The following is an 18,977-nucleotide window of genomic DNA, read 5'->3' as shown; positions in this document are numbered from 1 at the left end:
GCATGAAGGCGGGATGAGCGACGCATCCTCCCGCCCCCCGGGGCCGCCCCGGCGCAAGCGCAGCGCCCGTTTCATCGAGATCGCCGCCGCCGCCGGGGTCAGCACCGCCACCGTCAACCGGGTGCTCAACGAACGGGGCAGCGTGTCGGCCGCCACCCGCGCCCGGGTGGTGGCGGCGGCCAAGCAGCTGGGCGTGCCGCGCCTGCTGCCCGACCCGCGCCATGGCCTGACCCGCTTCGACGTGGTGCTGGCCGACAGCCCGACGCCCTACTTCCGCCGCCTCGACCGGGCGCTGCAGCGTTCGGCGCAGACGCTCGATCCCCGCATCCTGATCCACCGCCACCATGTCGACGCCGACGATGTCGCTCGGGTGCAGGCTGCGCTGACCCGGCCCGGCCACCGCCGCGACGGCCTGATCGTCGCGCTGCACGACAGCGAGGTCGTGCGCGAGGCGCTGCGCAGCCAGATCGAGCGCGGGGTGCCGGTGGCCACGCTGATGAGCGGCATCGGCGACGTGCCCGGGCTGCACTACGCCGGCATCGACAACCACCACGCCGGGCGCACCGCCGGCCACTTCATCGGCCGGCTCGCGCGGGGTCCGGGGCGGGTGCTGCTGCTGACCAATTCGCTGGACTACCGCGCCCACGTGGAGCGCATGCAGGGCGCCACCGAGGTGCTGGCCGAACGCCATCCGCAGCTGGCCTGCAGCGCCCCGGTCACCTGCCTGGACGACCCCGACCGCTGCCAGATCGAGCTGCGCCAGGCCCTCGCCCAGGCGCAGCGTGACCAGGTGCCGCTGGTCGGCCTGTATCACAGCGGCGCGGGCTCGGCCGGCATCGCCGCGGTGCTGCAGCGCCTGACGCCGGCCCATCGGCCGGTCTGGATCGGCCACGAGATCAGCGACGAGCACCGCAACCTGGTGCGCCTGGGCCTGATGGACCTGGTCATCGACCAGGATCCCGACGGCCAGGTCGCCACCAGCCTGCACCACCTGCTGCACGCCACCGGCTACGTCGAGCAGCCCGCACCCGGCGAGCCCAACGAGTTCCGGCTGTTCTGCGCCGAGAACCTGGGGCGCCACGCCTACCTCGATCACGAGGCAGGCGCCTGAGGCTCAGCCGCCAGGCCCGCGCACCACGGTGCGCCGGCTGGTCGGGCGGTAAGGCAGCTCCAGCCGGTAGGTCAGCGCGATGAACAGGCTCTGCGCCAGGCCCATCGTCGCGGTCAGCGAACGGAAGCCGAAGGTGGCGTTGTCCTGCACGATCAGGCAGGCCTCGGCCTCGCGCGACAGCGGGCTCATGCGGCTGTCGGTGATCGCGATCAGCTGGGCGCCCCGCTGCACCGCCTGCTGCGCGACCAGCACCGTCTCCTCGGCATAAGGCGCGAAGGACACGGCCACCAGCACGTCGCCCGGACGCACCGAGCGCATCTGGCCCTCGTGCATGCTGCCCAGCGAGTGGATCAGGCCGATGCGCTTGTCGGTGTGCTGGAGCGCGTAGTCGAGGTAGACGGCCACCGGGAAGGAGCGGCGCGACCCGGCGATCCAGATCGTCTCGGCCTGCTCGAGCAGGTCGATCGCGCGCTGGAACACGGGCTCATCGAGCGAGCCCTGCAGCTCCTGCATGCCCGCGATGCTGCCGGCCAGGAACTCGTGGGCGATCTGCGTCGACGACAGCGGACCGTCGCCGGACTCGATCACGTCGCGGATGCGCGACTGGTAGTTGCGGCTGGGCGCGATCTGCTGCGACAGGCCGTCACGGAAGATGCGCTGCAGCTCGATGTAGCCCGAATAGCCGAAGTGCTTGGCAAAACGCACCACGGCCGAGGGCTGCACACCACACTGGGCGGCCACCTCCTGGATGCCTTCGAGGCCCAGGTGATCCCGGTGGGACTCGACATGTCGGGCGATCAGCTTGAGCTGCTTGCTCAGTCCCTCGTACTCCTGCGACACACGCTGGAGGAACTGCTCGACCGTCATCTGGGTCTGCGCTGCGGTCATGTGGGTCCTGATTGATGTCGAGAGTCGCCATGTTCCCGGATGTTCGCAAACAACAGAACAAGGATTTCCCCGTGCATTGACATTGGAAATTGATTTTTATCTGTGCGGGTCCCGGCCACGGGGCCCGCAGGCCGGACGGCACCAGCGGCCACCGCGTGAGAGGGGTGGGGCGACAGGGCCTTCACGGCGTCTCCCACCCCGAGGCCGGCGAGGCGCCCTCCTCCGCACACGGTGGCAGCTGCCGTGTCAGCGCCTGCCAGTGCTGCAGATCGTCCGGCGCCTCCGCCGACGCCGACAGCCCGGTGCCCGCCTGCCAGCCCAGGCCGCTGTGCAGCAGCACCTCGGCGCCACTCCAGGGATGGCGGAAGCCCAGCGTGCAGGCGTGCAGCCACAGGCGTTGCCGCCCGAGCCGTTCGGCCCACCAGCGGTTCAGCGGTCCCTTGCCGTGGGTCGCGTCGCCCAGGATGGGATGGGCCAGGTGCTTGAGGTGGCGGCGGATCTGGTGGCGCCGGCCGCTGTGCGGCTGCGCCTCGACCAGGGACGCCCGCGTGGTCGGGAAACGACCGTCGGCCGACTCGGCGATCTCCAGCGTCGCCAGGCGCCGAAAGCGGGTGCGGGCCGGCTGGGCCGGCGCGTCGGCGGGGGCGTCGTCGGGCCGCAGCGCGTGGTCCACGTCGGCGCTGACCGGCGCCCAGCCGCGCACCAGCGCCAGGTAGGTCTTGTGCACCGCCTGCGCCTCGAAGGCCCGCGCCATCCTGCTGGCGGCCTCCGGGTGCAGGGCCAGCAGCAACACCCCGCAGGTGCCCTTGTCGAGCCGGTGGACCGGATGCACATGCCGCCCGCCCAGCTGGCCACGCAGCGTCTGCACGACGAAGCGGGTCTCCTGCGCATCCAGCCCGGTGCGGTGCACCAGCCAGCCCGCCGGCTTGTGGATGGCGATGAGGTGCTCGTCGCGCCAGAGGATGGGCAGGTCGTCGGTCATGCCGCTCACTCTAGCCCAGCGCGGTCTCAGCCGGCCTGCAGCGCGCCCCACTGCTCGCGCAGCCAGCGTGCGCAGGCCAGGTTGTTGTCCCAGATCGAGTAGCGGGCCCCGCCACCGTAGTCGGCGAAGGGGATGAACTCGCAGCTGATGCGCTGCGGCGCGTGCTGCGGCTGCGCCCGCATGCAGCGCAGCAGGTCGAGCACCGCGTCCTTCCAGGGCTGGAGGCGTTCGGCCTGCCAGCCGGCGTGGAAGCTGCCGGGCGGCGGCTCGATCAGCGGATACTGGATCGCCCGGCCCGGCAGGCCGCGGCGGCGGTTCGCCGCGGCGTTGTGGCTCACGCCGGGCGCCACGCTGCGGGCGTGGGCGTGGGCGACCCAGCCCTCCTGCAGCCACTGGCGGTAGAAGGTGGCGGCGCCATCGGGCGCCAGCAGCGCGCGGGCACCGTCGGGCTCGTCGGCCAGGCCGCTCAGGGCCAGCTCCGCGGCGTGGCCGATCTTGAAGATCAGGTGCGAGTGGTCCAGCGTCAGGCGCAGCCGCACGTTCGAGCGCGCCAGCCGCTCGGCCACCCGCTCGACGCGCCGGAACGACTCGCTCCACATGTCCACGTGCACCTCCAGGCTGGGCAGGCAGCCGCTGCGGCTGCCATGCTCCATCGCCTCGAGGAAGAAGCGGGCCACCTCCTCGTCGCCGAGCGCATGGCCATCGGCATGGCGGGCGTAGAGCTGCATGTTGAACACCGGCGCGCCGAGCCGTCCGCCGGTGGCCAGGCCCCAGCGCATGCGCGGCTCGTCCACGCCGGCGCAGAAGATGCCGCCGAAGACCCGGATGGGCACGCCGTGGCGCTCGACCAGGTCGAAGTACGGCGCGAAGTCCTCGCCCGGATCGATGTTCTTCTCGATGTAGTCGAAGGCCCCGCTGTGGCGGATCCAGGCGAAGCGGGTCGCCGGCTGCGGCGTGGCCAGGCCGTCGTGCACCAGCACGCCGTCGATGTTGATGCCGACCTGCAGCGCCCGCGGCGGGGTTGACATGGACGGATCGATGCTCACTTGAAGATCACGGTCTTGTGCCCGTTGAGCAGCACGCGGCGCTCGCTGTGCCACTTGACGGCGCGCGCCAGCACCTGGCTCTCGGTGTCGCGGCCCAGCGCGGTCAGGTCGTCGACGGTGCGGCTGTGGTCCACCCGGGCCACGTCCTGCTCGATGATCGGGCCCTCGTCGAGGTCGGCCGTCACGTAGTGGGCCGTCGCGCCGATCAGCTTCTGGTGGAAGGGGATGTTGTAGCTGGCCGCGAGCTGGTAGAAGTCGCGGTGGTTGGAGACGATGGCCTTGATGTCCACCGGCAGCAGCCCGCTCTTGCAGCGGAACAGCAGGTCGTTGAGGCAGTGGCCCTGCTGGCTCACCATGATGACCACCGGCATGCGCTGGTCGGCGCGGTGCAGCTCGACCGTCATGGTCCAGACGGCGGCCAGCTCCTGCAGCGCGGCGTCGAGCTGCTCCATGCTGACCTGGCCGCAGGCGAACTGCACGCGCATGAAGAACAGGCCGGTCTGCTGGTCGTTGTACTGGGCGACCTCCTCGATGTTGGCGCCATGCTGGAACAGCAGCCCGGAGACGCCATGCACGATGCCGGGCTGGTCGGGGCAGGAGAGCGTGAGGATGTAGGTGCTGGCCATGGGGTGATCTCGTCGGTGTCGGGGCGGAGGTCTGGACGTGGAGGCAAGGCGATGCCCGACCCGGTGCGCAGGCGCACCGGGTGAGCCACCCTGCGGGAGAGGAGGAGCGCGGTCGGTCGGTCGCGGGCGGCGAGGCCCGGGCCGGCCGGACCTCAGTGCGCCTGGTCGAGGAACTGCCGGAACTCGCCGAGCACCTCGGGGCTCACGCCCACCATGTGCCCGGCCTGCGGGTAGGCACCACCCGCCACGTCCTGCTGGTACTCCCGGAAGGCCGCCACGCGCTCGGCCTGCAGGCGTTCGTGTTCGGCCGCGAAGTCGCGGTAGACCTTGGCGTGGCGGGGCACGTGGCCGCGGTTGCTGCCCAGCACGTCGCTGGCGAACAGGTACTGCGCATCGCAGCCGGCGCCGGCCCCCATCTCGACCCGCAGCATGCTGAGCTGCCGGCGGCCCTTCAGGGCACGCAGGTCGGCGATCGTCGGGCGGTGGGCTGTTTTCATGGGGTCTCCGGAAAGGGGGAAATCACGGGGGTGATCAGGCCAGCGACTTGAGCTTGACGCCCGGGTCGGCCAGGGCTTCGGCCGCCGGCTGGCGGCGGCGCTCGACCAGCAGCCGGGCCAGCTTGAGCTCGCGGGCGACCACGGTGGTCGGCCCGAAACCGCTGGCGCCGACCAGGCGCCCGTCGCCGTCGAGGTGGAAATCGATCTGGGCCTCGTCGCCCAGCAGGCGGCTGACGCGGCGCACGCCCAGCGCCGGCTCGCCGCTGACCTGCAGCTGGTGGTCGTACTGGTCGGACCAGAACCAGGGCAGCTGGCTGCAGGTCTCGTGGCCGCCGAGCATGTTGGCCGCGGCCACGCGGGCCTGGGTCTCGGCGTTGTGCCAGGTTTCCTGGCGGATCGGCTCGCCGCTGAGCGGGCTGGGAAACTCGGCCACGTCCCCGGCGGCGAACACGTGGGCATCGCTGGTGCGCAGGCCCGCGTCGACCCGGATGCCACGCGCCACCGCCAGGCCGGCGGCTTCGGCCAGCTCGGTGGCGGGCACGATGCCCACGCCCACCACGACCGTGTCGGCCGTCAGCACGCTGCCGTCGGCCAGCTGCACGGTCTGGTGGCCCTGGCCGTCGGTGCCGAAGGCCGTCGGGCTGGCCTGCAGGCGCACGTCGACGCCATGCGCCCGGTGCAGGGCCAGCACCCGCGCGCCGATGGCGGGCGGCACGGCCCGGCCGAGCAGACTGGCCGCACCCTCGATCAGCGTGACCTCGCAGCCGCGCTGGCGGGCGGACGCGGCCACCTCCAGGCCGATGAAACCGCCGCCGACGATGACCAGGCGGGCCCCGGGCGTCAGGCGCGGCTGCAGCGAGGCCGCATCGTCGAGCGTGCGCAGCCCGAGCAGACCGGCCCCGCCGGCGCCGGGCACCGACAGGCGCCGCAGGTGCCCGCCGGTGGCCAGCAGCAGCGCCTCGTAGGCGATGCGGCGCCCGCCGTCGAGCACCACCTCGCGACGCCGGGTGTCGATGCGATCGACCCAGGCCACGCAGTGGGTGATCAGGTCACGGTCGTGGTCGGCGGCCGGGCGCAGCGCGCAGGACACCGCGTCCTGCGCCCCCGTCAGCAGCCCCTTGGACAGCGGCGGGCGTTCGTAGGGCAGGTGCGTCTCGGCACCGATCATCACGATCGGCCCCTTCCAGCCGAGTTCACGCAGGGCCTGACCGGCACGGCCACCGGCATGGCCGGCACCGACGATCACCATGGCTCGGATCTGATGCATGAGCGCCTCGCCCTCAGATCTGGATCAGCACACGACCACCCTCGACCTTGGCCGGGTAGGTCTTCAGGTTGACGCACACCGGTGCGCCCAGCGCCCGGCCGTCACGGATGTCGAAGCGGCCGTTGTGCTTCGGGCACTCGACGACATGGCCCATCACCAGGCCGTCGCACAGGTGGATCTTCTCGTGGGTGCACAGGCCGTCGGTCGCATGCACACGCTCCTCGACGCGGTAGACCGCATAGGTGTGGCCGGCGTGATCGAAACGCACCATGTCCTCGTCGTCGATGTCGTCGAAATCGCAGACGGAAATCCATTCGCTCATGTCGGTCTCCTGGGTGCTGCTGGGCAGTCTGTTGAAGGGATCAGGCCTGGGGCCGGGGGATCGGACGCACCACGTGCCAGGTCGGCTCGGTGCTCTGTCGAAGGATCGCAGGAATGATCTCGGCGTAGGCTTCGGCCATGCCCTGATAGGGCGGCGGGCAGTCGGCCCGGATGACCTCGTGCAGCCGAGGCAGCGCGTGGTAGGGCACCATCGGGAACATGTGGTGCTCGATGTGGTAGTTCATGTTCCAGTACAGAAAACGGAACACCGGGTTCATGTGGACCGTGCGGCAGTTCTGGCGGTGGTCGAGCACGTTCTCGGGCAGGCCGGCGTGCTGGGTCAGGCCGAAGAAGCTGTAGAGCCAGGCGCCGGCGAACGAGGGCAGGCCGATGTAGAACAGCGGCAGCCAGCTCTGGAAGTACAGCGCCGAGCCGATCACCACCGCGTAGATCAGCACCCACAGGCAGGCCTCGCGCCGCACCTTGTGCCACTCCATCTCGGGCACGAAGGTCTTCTCCTCCTCGTCCATGCGGCTGGCGGCGTTCATCAGCACCCGGCCCAGCTCCTTCGGACCGCTCCTGAGCGCGAAGAGGTTCAGCAGCAGGCCGACGATGTCGGACGGCACGGGCACGGCCACCTCGGGGTCCCGCCCGGTCACCAGCGTGTCGGTGTGGTGGCGGGTGTGGCTCCAGCGCCACCGGGTGGCGCGGCGCAGCACCATGAAGCTGGCCACCTGGTAGAGCGCATCGCTCATCCAGCGGGTCTTGAACGGCGTGCCGTGGCTGGACTCGTGCCAGCGTGAATCGGCCGGGCCGCAGTACAGCGTCGCGTAGACGAAGAAGGTCAGCGCGAACCAGGGCGACTCGCGGGTGAACCACATCGCCACCCCCGCCGCGATGACCAGCGCGAACCACAGCAGCGTGTCGCGGATCGCCGGGCCGTCGCTGCGCTTCATCAGCTCCTTCATCACCGCACGCGGCACCGGGCACCGGTACCACTCGGCGCTCACCAGGCCGGCCGCCTGGGCGCGCTCGCCGGCGCCACCGATCAGGCGGTAGTCGTCCAGGCTGGGCGCCGGGCCCCTCATCGTCTGACTGTTCATGTCTGCGTCCGTGCTCATCAGGGTTTTCGAGTATTCGGTCGACTGGAAAAAAATTTCCACACCGGAATGAGGCGGATGCTAGTCAGCTCGTCCTTGATGGACAATCAGATTCCATCATTTGATATCAGAATCCATCATCCATGCGGCGCAGCAGCATTGCATTTCCATCACGCCTCCCGGGTGACAACCCTCGGGAGCCGGTCCGATGAGCCGCCGCCCGACGCTGGCGGCGGTGGCCGAGGCGGCCGGGGTCAGCACCGCCACCGTCGACCGGGTGCTCAACAGCCGCCTGCCGGTGCGCTCGGCGACGGCCATGCGGGTGATCGAGGCGGCCGAGCGCATCGGCTACCACGGGGCCCCGCTGATGCGCGCCCGGCTGACGGAGCGCAGCGAGCGGGAAGTGCGCACGCTGGGGTTCTGCCTGCTGCGGCGCCATGAGGCCTTCTACCGCGCCTTCGGGCGCGAGCTGTCGGCCGCGGCCAGCCAGCACGCGAGCCCGTGCGTGGCGGTCATCGAGTACATGGACGAGCTCGAGCCGGCGGCGATCGCCGAGCGCATGCTGCAGCTGGGCCGGGAGACCGACGCGCTGGGCGTGGTGGCGGTGGACCACCCGCACGTCAGCGCGGCCGTGGAGGCCCTGCACGGCCGGGGCTGCCCGACCTTCGCGCTGCTGTCGGACCTGAGCGCGCCGCTGCGCGCCGGCTTCGTGGGGGTCGATCCACGCAAGAGCGGCCGCACCGCCGCCTGGGCGATCAGCCGCCTGGCCCGGCGGCCCGGGCCGGTGGGCGTCTTCGTCGGCAGCCACCGCTACCTGGGTCACGAGGCCTGCGAGATGAGCTTCCGGGCCCATCTGCGCGAGCATGCGCCGGACTTCCGCGTGCTGGAGACGCAGGTCAACCTGGAGGACGCGCAGCTGGCCCACGAGGCCACGCTGGACCTGCTGCGCCGCCACCCGGACCTGGCCGGCCTGTACGACGCCGGCGGTGGCGGCATGGCCGGCACCATCCGGGCGCTGCAGGCCGAACGGCCGCCCGGCCATGCGCTCGGCCACGTGGTGACGGTGAGCAACGAACTCACCCCCGAGCACCGGGCCGCGCTGGCCGACGGGGTCATCGACCTGGTGCTGGGCACGCCCCAGGCCGCCATCGCCCGCACCGTGGTGCAGGCCATGCTCGATGCGCTGGAGCGGCCGCAGCAGATGCGACCGCACGGCGTGCAGATGACACTGCCCGTGGAGGTCTACACAGCAGAGAACATGTGAAGTGGCGGGGCGTGCGGTTCACCAGCGCTCGCAGGTCACCGAGGTGATCCAGACGGAACATCGTTCTCGCTCCGGAACGAGGAGCAACCGCCATGGGAAAGGGCGCGCAGCTTGCGCTGCGCGCCCTATGGCCTGACGCTGGAGGCTGGACCGGATCAGCCGCGACGATTGCGCTGGCGGTACTGGTCGGCCACCACAGCGGCCACGATGATCGCGCCCTTGACCATCTCCTGGTAGTAGGCGTCGATGCGGATGAAGGTGAAGCCCGAGGTCATCACGCCCAGGATCAGCACGCCGATCACCGTGCCCGTCACGCGGCCCACGCCACCGACCAGCGAGGTACCGCCGATGACGACCGCGGCGATCGCATCGAGCTCGTACATCACGCCCATGCTCGACTGGCCCGAGATGGCACGTGCTGCGGTGACCGACCCGGCAATGCCGCTGAGCAGACCGGCAATCGTGTAGACCCAGATCAGATGGCGATTGACGTTGATGCCCGACACCAGCGCCGCCTGGCGGTTGGCGCCGATGGCATAGGAGAACTTGCCGAAGCGGGTGTAGCGCAGCACGATGTGGAAGATCAGCGCGACGACCAGGAAGATGATCACAGGATTCAGGCCCGAGCCGATCCAGGCGAAATCGTCGGTCAGCATCGACACGGGCATCCCGCCGGTGAACCACTTCGCGAAACCGCGGGCTGCCACCATCGTGCCCAGCGTCGCGATGAAGGGCGGAATGGCTGTCTTCGCGATCAGCGTGCCGTTGATCAGTCCGATCACCAGCCCGGTCGTGATGCCGGCCAGCAGCGGCCAGAACACCGGCAGGTCAGTCAGCCCCGGGAACACGGCGCGCGGGAAGTCCGACACCTGAGCCAGGCTGGCAGAGACCACCGCGGCAGCCGCCACCACCGACCCTGAAGACAGGTCGATGCCACTGGTGATGATGACCAGGTTCACGCCGATGGCGATGATGCCGATCACCGACATCTGCAGGATGATGATCTGCAGTCTCTCGGGGTTGAGCAGGAAGCTCTGGCCGTTGATGTACCAGCCCAGCATCTCGAAGAACAGGCTGATGCCGACCAGCACGAGGAAGATGCTGAGTTCGGGCGGCCACTTGCGCTTGGGCGGCCGGAAGGTCATGGACTGGGCGCCCACGGATGGATTGCTGATGGCCATAGGAAGTCTCCGGGTAGTTGTGGGGGCCTCGCTCACTGCGAGGCCAGTTCCATGATTCGAACCTGATCCGCGTCCTTGCGGTCGACGATGCCGGTGACACGACCCTCGTGCATCACCACCACGCGGTCGCTCATGCCGAGCACCTCAGGCATCTCCGAGGAGATCATCAGCACCGCCACGCCCTCACCGGCGAGCTTGGAGACCAGGCGGTGGATCTCGGCCTTGGCACCGACGTCGATGCCACGGGTCGGCTCATCGAGGATGAGGATCTTCGGCTTGGTCAGCAGCCAGCGGCCGATCAGCACCTTCTGCTGGTTGCCACCCGACAGGTTCTGGATGGTCTCGTCCAGGTCGGGCGTCTTCACCCGCAGCGTGCGACTCATCTCCTCGCAGTCACGCCTCAGCTCACCGCTGCGCACGAAACCGAAGGAGACGTAGCGCTTGCTGAGCACGGCCGTCTCCATGTTCGACAGGATGTCGAGGATCAGGAAACAGCCGGTGTCCTTGCGGTCCTCGGTCAGGAAGGCCATGCCATGCGCCATCGCGGCGGCGGGCGTGTCGATGAGCGCCTTCTTGCCGTTGATCACGATGTCCCCGCTGGTGGCCGGCACCACGCCGAACAGCGCCTCGGCCACGTTCGAGCGGCCTGAACCCACCAGGCCGGCCAAGCCCAGGATCTCGCCAGCACGCAGGTCGAAGCTGATGTCCTTGAAGATGCCTTCGACGGCGAGGTTCTTCACGGACATCACCACGTCGCCGATGGGCACCTCCTCCTTGGGAAACATCTGCGTGATCTCCCGGCCCACCATCATCTTGATGATGTCGTCGCGGGTGACTTCGCTGGACAGCTTGGTGTCGATGTACTTGCCGTCGCGGAACACCGACACCTCGTCGGCGATGTCGAACAGCTCGTTCATCTTGTGCGTGATGTAGACGATGCCTTTGCCCTGGGCACGAAGCTGGCGGATGATGCGGAAGAGGTGGGCCACTTCCTTGTCCGTCAGCGCCGAGGTCGGCTCGTCCATGATCAGCACGTCGGACTCGAAAGACACCGCCTTGGCGATCTCCACCATCTGGCGGCTGGCGATCGACAGGCTGCGCACCTCGGCCTCGGGATCAAGGTCGATCACCAAGCGGTCGAACAGCGCCTGCGTGCGGCGGCGCAGCTCGGCGTGATCGACGAAGCCGAATCGGTTGAGCGGCTCGCGGCGGATCCAGATGTTCTCGGCCACCGTCATGTAGGGCATCAGGTTGAGTTCCTGATGGATCATCGCGATGCCGTTGTCCAGCGCATCGAGCGGGCCCTTGAGCGTCAGGGCCCGGCCCTTGACACGCAGCTCGCCCTGATCGGGGATGTAGACGCCGGCGATGATCTTCATCAGCGTCGACTTGCCGGCACCGTTCTCGCCCATCAGCGCATGCACGGTACCGGGACGCAACTTGAACTGCACGTTGTCGAGCGCGACGACGCCGGGGAAGGCTTTGCGCACGCCATGGACTTCGAGCAGATAGCCGGTGGAGCGCTCGACGGCGAAGGTGTGGGACCCGGCCGGTGCAGCTTCCAGAATGGCTGAGGACATAGAGCTTCCTTGACACTCACCTACAGCAGCGACGCACGGGAGGGGCGTGCCGCTGCGGGGTTGGAGCCACTCCGGGGAGTGGCTCCAGACAGACTCGACGACAGGAACCAGATCAGTTCTTGCCGCTGTACTTGCTCAGGTTGGCCGGGGTCACCAGCTCGAAAGGCACGTTCACGAAACGGTCGACCGGCTGCTTCTTGATCAGCTTCAGGGCCGTCTCCACCGCACCAGCGCCCTGGCCGGCGGCGTTCTGGAACACGGTGACCTTCAGGTCGCCCGCCTTCATCGATGCCAGCGCGTCCGGCGTGGCATCGATGCCCGCGACGATCGAGCTCGACGTCCACTTCTTGCCGGCTTTCAGCGCATTGATCGCGCCGATGGCCATCTCGTCGTTGTTGGCGATGATCGCGTCGAACTTGACACCGGTCGACAGCCAGTTGGTCGTGATGTCCTGGCCCTGGGTCCGATCCCACTTGCCTTCACGCTTGTCAGCGATCTTGATGCCGCTGCACTCCTTGGTGGCGACCACTTCCTCGATGTCCTTGGTGCGGGTGCGTGCGGCTTCGTTGGACAGCTCGCCCATCAGCACCAGCACCGAGCCCTTGCCCTTGAGCAGGCGGCAGACTTCCTGGGTCTGCACCGTACCCGAGACCTTCTCGTCGGAGGCCACGACCGCGACACCGGCCGGCAGCTTGTCGAAGTCGACCGGCTTTCGGTTCACGTAGACCAGCGGGATGCCGGCGGCAGTCACCATCTTGGTGATCTTGGGCGTCGCGTCGGTGTCGACCGGGTTGACGATGATCGCGTCGACCTTCTGCGCGATCAGGTTCTGGATCTGGCTGAGCTGCTTGCCCACGTCGTTCTGGGCATCTTCCACCTGCACGGTCGCGCCAGCCTTCTTGCCTGCCTCGAGCGTGCCGTTCTTCAGGATCGTCAGGAACGTGTCGAGCTGTGCCATGGCCAGACCCACCTTCTCGGCGTGGGCCAGCGGGGACACCAGCGAGGCGGCAGCAGCGGCAACCAACAGCATCTTCTTCATGATCTTTGTCTCCTAAAAGTCTGTGTGGAACGGGGGCGTCGCGACGCCTCCCTGGGTGGATCCATCCGCCTGGGCGGACTCCGGCCGTTTGAAACCCAGAGCGTGCAGGTCCTGCCCGCTCTGCTTTCCGTCGGTTGGAAGCGTTGCGAGGCGCTTTCAACACGACGCCACTTTAGCTTCAGATCGAAGTTTTTTGGAAATGGATTTCTACAGGAATACACCTAGAGAATCGCATTTTCGACCGACCTAGACTCCGTCCCAGTTTCGATGAACACCTGACCCGGCACGGATCCCACATGAGCACCTTGAACTTTCCCAACGGTCGTCGCATCGACCTGGCCTGCCTGGGCCGGGTTGCGGTGGACCTCTATGCCCAGCAGTTCGGCAGCCGCCTCGAGGACGCCCGCAGCATGGCGATGTACCTCGGGGGTTCGTCGGGCAACCTGGCCTTCGGCGTGGCCCGCCTGGGGCTGCGCAGCGCCATGATCTCGCGGGTGGGCAACGAGCAGATGGGCAATTTCCTGCGCGAGACCCTGTCCCGCGAGGGCTGCGACGTCAGCCAGCTGCAGGTCGACCCGGAGCGCCTGACCGCGCTGGTGCTGCTGGGCCTGAAGGACCGCGACACCTTCCCGCTGCTGTTCATGCGCGAGAACTGCGCCGACATGGCCATCGACGCCGACCAGATCCGCGAGGACTTCATCTCGCAGTGCCGCGCGCTGGCCATCACCGGCACGCACCTGTCGACGCCGGCGACCCGCCGCGCGGCCACCCGGGCGCTGAGCCTGGCACGCCGCCACGGGGTCATGCGCGTGCTCGACATCGACTTCCGCCCGGTGCTGTGGGGCCTGACGACCCGCGGCGCGGGCGAGAACCGCTTCGTGCCCGATGCCAACGTGACGCTGCAGCTGCAGCAGGTGCTGGGTGACTTCGACCTGCTGGTGGGCACCGAGGAGGAGTTCTTCATCGCCGGGGGCGTGCCGGACGACCTGATCGCCTCGCTGAAGGCGGTGCGCGACGTGTCGGCCGCGACGCTGGTGGTCAAGCGCGGCGCGCTGGGCTGCTGCGTGATCGAGGGCCGGATCCCCGATCGCATCGAGGACGCGCCGACCTACCGCGGCGAGCGGGTCGAGGTGCTCAACGTGCTGGGCGCCGGCGACGCCTTCCTGTCGGGCCTGATGACCGGCCTGCTGCAGGGCAAGGACTGGGCCGACGCCACCCGCATGGCCAACGCCTGCGGCGCGATCGTGGTCTCGCGCCATGCCTGCTCGGCCGCGATGCCCACGCCGGCCGAGCTGGAACACTGGTTCGGCGGCAGCCGCAACCCCAAGGTCGACGCCGACCAGCAGCTCGCCCACCTGCACCGGGTCACCGCCGCCCGCCCGAGCTGGGACGAGCTGTGCGTGATGGCCTTCGACCACCGCAGCCAGTTCTACGACATCGCCCGCGAGGCCGGGGTCGACGACAGCCGGGTGCCCGAGCTCAAGAAGCTGCTGGTGAAGGCGGCCGAACAGGTCGAGCGCAGCCGTCAGCTGCAGGGCCACACCGGGGTGCTGATCGACGGGGGCGACTACGGCCGTGATGCGCTGGCCAGCGCCACCGGCCGCGGCTGGTGGGTGGGCCGTCCGGTGGAGCTGCCGGGCTCGCGCCCGCTGCGCTTCGACGGCACGCTGTCGGTGGGCAGCGCGCTGATCCACTGGCCGACCGAGCAGGTGGTCAAGTGCCTGGTGCACTACCACCCCGACGACGCGGTCGACCTGCGCCTGGAGCAGGAGCAGAAGGTGCTCGAACTCTGGGAAGCCACCCGCGAGAGCGGCAACGAGCTGCTGCTGGAGATCATTCCGCCCAAGGCCATGACGCCGGCGGGCACCGAGGACGAAGCGGTGCTGCGTGCGGTCAAGCGCTTCTACAACCTGGGCGTCAAGCCCGAGTGGTGGAAGCTCGCGCCGATGAGCGCCGCCGGCTGGAGCGCGCTGGAGGCGCTGATGGCCGAGCGTGACGCCCACTGCCGCGGCGCGGTCATCCTCGGGCTGAACCAGCCGCTGCAGTACCTGGCCGACAGCTTCGCGCAGGCCACCAACCCGATGGTCAAGGGCTTCATGGTCGGCCGCACACTGTGGGTCGACGCCTCGCTGAAGTGGTTCCGCGGCGAGCTCGACGACACCGCCTTCATCAACGAGGTGGCCCACAACTTCGCCACGCTGGTCGACGCCTGGAAGCGCCGCCGCGACACCGTGCAGGCCGCTGCCTGAGATCCGACGAGACCGACATGGAAGCAACCGTACGACTCACCGTCAGCCAGGCGCTGGTGCGCTACCTGGCCGCCCTGCGCGTCGAGATGACCCATCCCGACGGCCGCACCGAGGTCCTGCCCTACGTGGGCGGGGTGTTCTCGATCTTCGGCCACGGCAACGTGGCCGGGCTGGGCGAGGCGCTGCACGCCGAACGGGCTGTGCTGCCCACCTATCGCGCCCACAACGAGCAGGGCATGGCCAACGCGGCCGTGGCCTATGCCAAGACCAACTTCCGCCAGCGCATCATGGCGGTGACCTCCAGCATCGGCCCGGGCGCCACCAACATGGTGACCTCCGCTGCGCTGGCCCACGTGGCCCGCATTCCCGTGCTGCTGCTGCCGGGCGACAGCTTCGAGTCGCGCCTGCCGGACCCGGTGCTGCAGCAGGTCGAGAGCTTCGAGCAGGGCGACGTCAGCGCCAACGACTGCTTCCGCTCCGTCACGCGCTACTTCGACCGCATCGCCCGCCCCGAACAGCTGCTGGTCGCGCTGCCGCGGGCCATCCAGGTGATGAGCGATCCGGCCACCTGCGGCCCGGTCTGCCTGGCGCTGCCGCAGGACGTGCAGACCCACGCCTACGACTGGCCCGAGAGCTTCTTCAAGCCGGCGCTGATCCGGTTCCGCCGCCCGCCGGCCGAAGCCCGTGAACTGGCCGAGGCGGCCGAGCTGCTGCGCAGCGCGAAGAAGCCGATGCTGGTCGCCGGCGGCGGCGTGCTCTACAGCCAGGCCTGGGACGCGCTGCGCCGTTTCGCCGAGGCCCACGGCCTGCCGGTGGTCGAATCGCAGGCCGGCAAGAGCAGCCTGGCCTGGGATCATCCGCTGAACCTGGGCTCGATCGGCGTGACCGGCTCCCCGGCCGCCAACAGCGCGGCCGAGCAGTGCGACGTGGTCTTCGCAGTGGGCACCCGGCTGCAGGACTTCACCACCGGCTCGCATGCGCTGTTCGGCCACGCGAAGCTGCTGAGCCTGAACGTGCAGGCCTTCGACGCCGGCAAGAAGGGCGGCCAGTCGCTGCTCGCCGACGCCCGCACCGGCCTGGAACAGCTCGGCGCCGCGCTGGCCGGCTGGACGGCCGACGGCGCCTGGACCGCGCAGTGCCGCGACCTGGCCGCCGGCTGGGTCCACCGGGTCGACGAGCTGACGACCCACGTGCCGCATGACGTGCTGCCCTACGACGCCGAGGTGATCGGCGCGGTGCGCGACTCCGCCACCGACAGCGGCCTGGACAGCGGCACGCGCGACATCGTCGTCTGCGCCGCCGGCACGCTGCCAGCCGAGCTGCACAAGCTCTGGCGCGCCGGGGTGCCGGGCAACTACCACATGGACTACGCCTACTCGTGCATGGGCTACGAGGTCGCGGGGGGCCTGGGCGCGAAGCTGGCCCGCCCCGAGCGCGAGGTGATCGTCATGGTGGGCGACGGCTCCTACATGATGCTCAACGCCGAACTGGCCACCTCGGTGATGCTGGGCCGCAAGATCATCGTCGTCATCCTCGACAACCGCGGCTACGGCTGCATCGAGCGCCTGCAGGTCAAGAGTGGTGGCGCGAGCTTCAACAACATGCTCGACGACTGCATCCCCGAGGGCGGCGAGCCCTCGAGCATCGACTTCGCGATGCACGGCCGCTCGATGGGGGCCGAGGCGGTGCACGTCAAGGACGTGGCCGAACTGCGGCGCGAGATGGTGCGCGCCCGCGCCGCCACCAGGAGCCAGGTGCTGGTCATCGACACCACCCACCACCGCACCACCGGTGACGGCGGCGCCTGGTGGGAAGTCGCGATCCCCGAGGTCTCCGAGCGTCCCGAGGTGCTCGAGGCCCACGCACGCTACCTCGAAGCCAAGAAGAAGCAGAAGCGCTGAGCCCCGCGGCCACGCCCGACCTGCTGCACCCCTCCACCGAACACGAAAGCACCGACATGACCTGGAACGTCCGCATCGGCATCAACCCCCTGTCCTGGATGAACGACGACCTGCCCTCGCTGGGCGGCGAGACCACGCTGGAGACCGCGCTCTCCGAAGGCAAGGAGATCGGCTACGAAGGCTTCGAGCTGGGCAACAAGTTCCCCAAGGATGGCCCGGGCCTGAAGGCCAAGCTCGACGAGTTCGGCCTGGCCTGCGTGTCGGGCTGGTATTCGGGCTTCCTGGCCGAGGTGGCGCCCGGCCAGGGCAACGCCGATGCCGTGGCCGCCGAGATCGAGCGCTGCCGGGCGCACATGAGCAAGCTGCAGCACAACGGCGTCAAGGTCGTGGTCTACGGCGAGTGCGCCGGCACCATCCAGGGCCAGATCGACACGCCGGTCGCCAAGCGCCCGCGTTTTGCCGACGAAGCCGCCTGGCAGGCTTATGCCGAGCGCCTGGACGCCTTCGGCCAGCACCTGATCGAGACCTACGGCATCAAGCTGGCCTACCACCACCACATGGGCGCCTATGTCGAGTCGCCCGCCGACATCGACAAGCTGATGGCCCTGACCGATCCGGCCAAGGTCTTCCTGCTGTTCGACACCGGCCATGCCTACTTCGGCGGTGCGGCCGATCCGGTCGCGGTGCTGAAGAAGCATGTCGGCCGGGTGGTGCACGTGCACTGCAAGGACGTGCGGGCCCAGGTCATCGCCCAGGCCCGCAACGACGGCTGGAGCTTCCTCAACGGCGTCATCAACGGCACCTTCACCGTGCCCGGTGACGGCGTGATCGACTACGCCGCCGTGCTGGCCACGCTGAAGGCCTCGGGCTACGAAGGCTGGCTGGTCGTCGAGGCCGAGCAGGATCCCGCCGTCGCGCCCAGCTACCCGTACGCCAAGAAGGGCTACGACACGCTGCGTCGCCTGGTCGACCAGCTCAGCGCCTGAGCCAGGAGCCCGACATGCCCATCTCCCCCCTGCTGGTCAAGGCCGATGCCGGCCGCCAGATCTGCGACGTCACCCCCGAGAAGGCCGGCTGGACCCATGTGGGCTTCCGTGCGCTGCGGCTGCAGGCCGGTGACCAGGAAAGCCTCGACACCGGTGCCCGCGAGCTGTGCCTGGTGGTGCTGTCGGGCACGGTCGACGTGACCGTGGACGGCATCGTGCACGAGGCGCTCGGCAAGCGCGCCAGCGTGTTCGAGGAGGTGTCGCCCGATGCACTCTACGTGCCGGGTGGCCAGGCGGTGCTCATCACCGCGCGCCGCGACGCCGAGGTGGCGCTGTGCACCGCCCCTTACGAAGGAGGCAAGCAGGTGAGGCGCCTCGACGGCGCAGCCATGCGCCGCAGCGTGCGCGGGGCCGGCAGCAACACGCGCTACGTCTGCGACGTGCTGATGGCCGACGACCCGACCGCCGACCACCTGCTGGTGACCGAGGTCATCACGCCGGGTGGCCACTCCAGCAGCTATCCGCCGCACAAGCACGACCGGGAGGCCGCGCCGGAGGAGACGCTGCTCGAGGAGACCTACTACCACCGGCTCAACCCGCCCCAGGGCTTCGCGTTCCAGCGCGTCTACACCGACGACCGCAGCCTGGACGAGGCCTGCGTCGTCGAGGACCACGACGTGGTGATGGTGCCGCGGGGCTACCACCCCTGCGTGGCCCCGCACGGCTACGACCTGTACTACCTCAACGTGATGGCCGGCCCCGGCCGCGCCTGGCACTTCAAGAACGATCCCGCCCACGAATGGATGCTGCAGCCCAAGAGCTGAACCGCCACCGAGTTTCCCCGCCGCGACAGCGGCACTTTCCCGCCCACACCACAGGAGACAAACCCATGAGCCGTTCCGCCACCCGCCTGGCCCTGACCGCCCTCGCCGCTGCCGC

Annotated in this window: 17 protein-coding genes; 6 read left to right on the top strand and 11 right to left on the bottom strand. The window is 69.3% G+C overall.

The features are described from left to right. The first annotated feature begins 13 nt into the window (after positions 1-13). Positions 14-1,111 (top strand): LacI family DNA-binding transcriptional regulator, encoded by a 1,098-nt coding sequence (locus C7444_RS15405; RefSeq protein WP_110401744.1) that lies wholly within the window; start codon positions 14-16, stop codon positions 1,109-1,111. Between the two features lie 3 nt (positions 1,112-1,114). Here C7444_RS15405 and C7444_RS15400 read toward each other — a convergent pair whose 3' ends face one another. The 8 genes from C7444_RS15400 to C7444_RS15365 form a co-directional block, all read right to left on the bottom strand. Further along, positions 1,115-1,999: a MurR/RpiR family transcriptional regulator gene (locus C7444_RS15400; RefSeq protein WP_110401743.1), complete on the bottom strand. Its 885-nt coding sequence runs from the start codon at positions 1,997-1,999 to the stop codon at positions 1,115-1,117. A 181-nt stretch (positions 2,000-2,180) separates the two neighbouring features. Next, a complete protein-coding gene (locus C7444_RS15395; RefSeq protein ID WP_110401742.1) occupies positions 2,181-2,981 on the bottom strand; it encodes a pseudouridine synthase in 801 nt (266 codons plus the stop codon). Between the two features lie 26 nt (positions 2,982-3,007). Further along, positions 3,008-4,009 (bottom strand): xylose isomerase, encoded by a 1,002-nt coding sequence (locus C7444_RS15390; protein WP_110401792.1) that lies wholly within the window; start codon positions 4,007-4,009, stop codon positions 3,008-3,010. A gap of 14 nt (positions 4,010-4,023) precedes the next feature. Beyond that, a complete protein-coding gene (locus C7444_RS15385; protein ID WP_110401741.1) occupies positions 4,024-4,653 on the bottom strand; it encodes a formyltransferase family protein in 630 nt (209 codons plus the stop codon). A gap of 152 nt (positions 4,654-4,805) precedes the next feature. Then, positions 4,806-5,150, bottom strand: coding sequence for a 3-methyl-2-oxobutanoate hydroxymethyltransferase (locus C7444_RS15380; RefSeq protein ID WP_110401740.1), 345 nt, complete (start codon positions 5,148-5,150; stop codon positions 4,806-4,808). 34 nt (positions 5,151-5,184) lie between these two features. Then, complete coding sequence (locus C7444_RS15375; protein WP_110401739.1) at positions 5,185-6,417, bottom strand: NAD(P)/FAD-dependent oxidoreductase; 1,233 nt, start codon at positions 6,415-6,417, stop codon at positions 5,185-5,187. 13 nt (positions 6,418-6,430) lie between these two features. Further along, the gene (locus C7444_RS15370; protein WP_110401738.1) at positions 6,431-6,739 is read right to left on the bottom strand and encodes a MocE family 2Fe-2S type ferredoxin; all 309 of its coding nucleotides are present in this window, start codon (positions 6,737-6,739) and stop codon (positions 6,431-6,433) included. Between the two features lie 40 nt (positions 6,740-6,779). Then, positions 6,780-7,841, bottom strand: coding sequence for a fatty acid desaturase family protein (locus C7444_RS15365; RefSeq protein WP_110401737.1), 1,062 nt, complete (start codon positions 7,839-7,841; stop codon positions 6,780-6,782). Between the two features lie 205 nt (positions 7,842-8,046). Between C7444_RS15365 and C7444_RS15360 the strand changes: the two genes are divergently transcribed. Then, positions 8,047-9,102: a LacI family DNA-binding transcriptional regulator gene (locus tag C7444_RS15360; RefSeq protein WP_110401736.1), complete on the top strand. Its 1,056-nt coding sequence runs from the start codon at positions 8,047-8,049 to the stop codon at positions 9,100-9,102. Between the two features lie 155 nt (positions 9,103-9,257). Here the strand turns inward: C7444_RS15360 and C7444_RS15355 are convergent, their stop codons facing one another. The 3 genes from C7444_RS15355 to C7444_RS15345 form a co-directional block, all read right to left on the bottom strand. Then, complete coding sequence (locus tag C7444_RS15355; protein ID WP_110401735.1) at positions 9,258-10,283, bottom strand: ABC transporter permease; 1,026 nt, start codon at positions 10,281-10,283, stop codon at positions 9,258-9,260. A gap of 32 nt (positions 10,284-10,315) precedes the next feature. Beyond that, entirely contained in the window at positions 10,316-11,863 is a 1,548-nt protein-coding gene (locus tag C7444_RS15350; protein ID WP_110401734.1) for a sugar ABC transporter ATP-binding protein, read from the bottom strand. A 112-nt stretch (positions 11,864-11,975) separates the two neighbouring features. Beyond that, positions 11,976-12,902: a sugar ABC transporter substrate-binding protein gene (locus C7444_RS15345; protein WP_110401733.1), complete on the bottom strand. Its 927-nt coding sequence runs from the start codon at positions 12,900-12,902 to the stop codon at positions 11,976-11,978. A 296-nt stretch (positions 12,903-13,198) separates the two neighbouring features. On the opposite strand from C7444_RS15345, the gene C7444_RS15340 reads away from it, so the two are divergent. Genes C7444_RS15340 through iolB form a run of 4 tightly spaced genes read left to right on the top strand, consistent with a single transcriptional unit; the run spans position 13,199 to position 18,862 of the window. Next, positions 13,199-15,151 (top strand): bifunctional 5-dehydro-2-deoxygluconokinase/5-dehydro-2-deoxyphosphogluconate aldolase, encoded by a 1,953-nt coding sequence (locus tag C7444_RS15340; RefSeq protein ID WP_110401732.1) that lies wholly within the window; start codon positions 13,199-13,201, stop codon positions 15,149-15,151. A gap of 17 nt (positions 15,152-15,168) precedes the next feature. Beyond that, positions 15,169-17,052, top strand: a complete 1,884-nt coding sequence (gene iolD, locus C7444_RS15335) for a 3D-(3,5/4)-trihydroxycyclohexane-1,2-dione acylhydrolase (decyclizing) (RefSeq protein ID WP_110401731.1) — start codon at positions 15,169-15,171, stop codon at positions 17,050-17,052. 56 nt (positions 17,053-17,108) lie between these two features. Then, entirely contained in the window at positions 17,109-18,038 is a 930-nt protein-coding gene (gene iolE, locus C7444_RS15330) for a myo-inosose-2 dehydratase (RefSeq protein WP_110401730.1), read from the top strand. A gap of 14 nt (positions 18,039-18,052) precedes the next feature. Further along, positions 18,053-18,862: a 5-deoxy-glucuronate isomerase gene (iolB, locus tag C7444_RS15325; protein WP_110401729.1), complete on the top strand. Its 810-nt coding sequence runs from the start codon at positions 18,053-18,055 to the stop codon at positions 18,860-18,862. The last annotated feature ends 115 nt before the right edge of the window (positions 18,863-18,977 follow it).

Origin of the sequence: Sphaerotilus hippei (genome assembly GCF_003201595.1) — a bacterium.
GTDB classification, from domain to species: domain Bacteria; phylum Pseudomonadota; class Gammaproteobacteria; order Burkholderiales; family Burkholderiaceae_C; genus Sphaerotilus; species Sphaerotilus hippei.
Note: the sequence above shows the minus strand (reverse complement) of the source record. Positions and strands in the feature narration are given on the sequence as shown.

Bases quoted from the DNA above. Each gene is read 5' to 3' on its own strand.
- C7444_RS15405 (WP_110401744.1), top strand. From the start codon at position 14: ATGAGCGACGCATCCTCCCGCCCCCCGGGGCCGCCCCGGCGCAAGCGC.
- C7444_RS15400 (WP_110401743.1), bottom strand. From the start codon at position 1,999: ATGACCGCAGCGCAGACCCAGATGACGGTCGAGCAGTTCCTCCAGCGT.
- C7444_RS15395 (WP_110401742.1), bottom strand. From the start codon at position 2,981: ATGACCGACGACCTGCCCATCCTCTGGCGCGACGAGCACCTCATCGCC.
- C7444_RS15390 (WP_110401792.1), bottom strand. From the start codon at position 4,009: ATGTCAACCCCGCCGCGGGCGCTGCAGGTCGGCATCAACATCGACGGC.
- C7444_RS15385 (WP_110401741.1), bottom strand. From the start codon at position 4,653: ATGGCCAGCACCTACATCCTCACGCTCTCCTGCCCCGACCAGCCCGGC.
- C7444_RS15380 (WP_110401740.1), bottom strand. From the start codon at position 5,150: ATGAAAACAGCCCACCGCCCGACGATCGCCGACCTGCGTGCCCTGAAG.
- C7444_RS15375 (WP_110401739.1), bottom strand. From the start codon at position 6,417: ATGCATCAGATCCGAGCCATGGTGATCGTCGGTGCCGGCCATGCCGGT.
- C7444_RS15370 (WP_110401738.1), bottom strand. From the start codon at position 6,739: ATGAGCGAATGGATTTCCGTCTGCGATTTCGACGACATCGACGACGAG.
- C7444_RS15365 (WP_110401737.1), bottom strand. From the start codon at position 7,841: ATGAACAGTCAGACGATGAGGGGCCCGGCGCCCAGCCTGGACGACTAC.
- C7444_RS15360 (WP_110401736.1), top strand. From the start codon at position 8,047: ATGAGCCGCCGCCCGACGCTGGCGGCGGTGGCCGAGGCGGCCGGGGTC.
- C7444_RS15355 (WP_110401735.1), bottom strand. From the start codon at position 10,283: ATGGCCATCAGCAATCCATCCGTGGGCGCCCAGTCCATGACCTTCCGG.
- C7444_RS15350 (WP_110401734.1), bottom strand. From the start codon at position 11,863: ATGTCCTCAGCCATTCTGGAAGCTGCACCGGCCGGGTCCCACACCTTC.
- C7444_RS15345 (WP_110401733.1), bottom strand. From the start codon at position 12,902: ATGAAGAAGATGCTGTTGGTTGCCGCTGCTGCCGCCTCGCTGGTGTCC.
- C7444_RS15340 (WP_110401732.1), top strand. From the start codon at position 13,199: ATGAGCACCTTGAACTTTCCCAACGGTCGTCGCATCGACCTGGCCTGC.
- iolD (WP_110401731.1), top strand. From the start codon at position 15,169: ATGGAAGCAACCGTACGACTCACCGTCAGCCAGGCGCTGGTGCGCTAC.
- iolE (WP_110401730.1), top strand. From the start codon at position 17,109: ATGACCTGGAACGTCCGCATCGGCATCAACCCCCTGTCCTGGATGAAC.
- iolB (WP_110401729.1), top strand. From the start codon at position 18,053: ATGCCCATCTCCCCCCTGCTGGTCAAGGCCGATGCCGGCCGCCAGATC.